Raw genomic sequence first — 682 nt, forward strand, 5'->3', positions numbered from 1 at the left:
TGCCGTACAAGGCGAAGGTGCAACGCGGCCAGTCGCCACCAATTCAACAACTGCGGGGCGTACTGCCAACCGCAGAGTTGAAATCCGTCTGGTACCTAACGCAGTCGCCTGCCAGCGACTGCAACCAGTGTCAGGCTCTTTATCAACAACAACGTCGCCGGTGCAGGCGACATTACACACTCAAAAACAGGAGTCATATTATGGCTATCCCCGCTTATTTGTGGTTGAAAGATGACGGCGGTGCGGACATCAAAGGGTCTGTGGATGTACAGAACCGTGAAGGCAGCATCGAAATCGTTGCGCTGGAACATGCTTTGCATATCCCGACGGACAACAATACAGGCAAGCTGACCGGAACCCGCGTGCACGCGCCGCTAGTGTTCACTAAAGAAGTCGATTCTTCAAGCCCCTATTTGTATAAAGCGGTCACCTCCGGCCAAACCCTGAAATCAGCAGAAATCAAATGGTACAAAATTGATGATGCGGGTCAGGAGAAGGAATATTTCAACACCCGACTGGAGAACGTGAAGGTGGTGAAAGTGGCGCCGCTGATGCATGACATCAAAGATCCTGCCAAAGAGAAACACAACCATCTGGAACAGGTTGAGTTCCGTTACGAAAAAATCATCTGGACGTACAAAGACGGCAACATCATTCACTCGGATGCGTGGAATGAGCGCAA

The 682-nt window shown here is 51.0% G+C and carries 1 protein-coding gene and 1 pseudogene; both read left to right on the plus strand.

From position 1 onward, the window contains the following. Window positions 1-235: pseudogene (locus C5469_RS22980) on the plus strand (hypothetical protein); the annotation flags it as partial. Beyond that, window positions 201-682: Hcp family type VI secretion system effector (locus tag C5469_RS22985; protein ID WP_166311026.1), on the plus strand; the 482-nt coding region annotated here is incomplete at its 3' end. The pseudogene C5469_RS22980 and the gene C5469_RS22985, both read left to right, overlap by 35 nt.

It is taken from the genome of Photorhabdus cinerea (assembly GCF_011189575.1).
Lineage (GTDB): Bacteria > Pseudomonadota > Gammaproteobacteria > Enterobacterales > Enterobacteriaceae > Photorhabdus > Photorhabdus cinerea.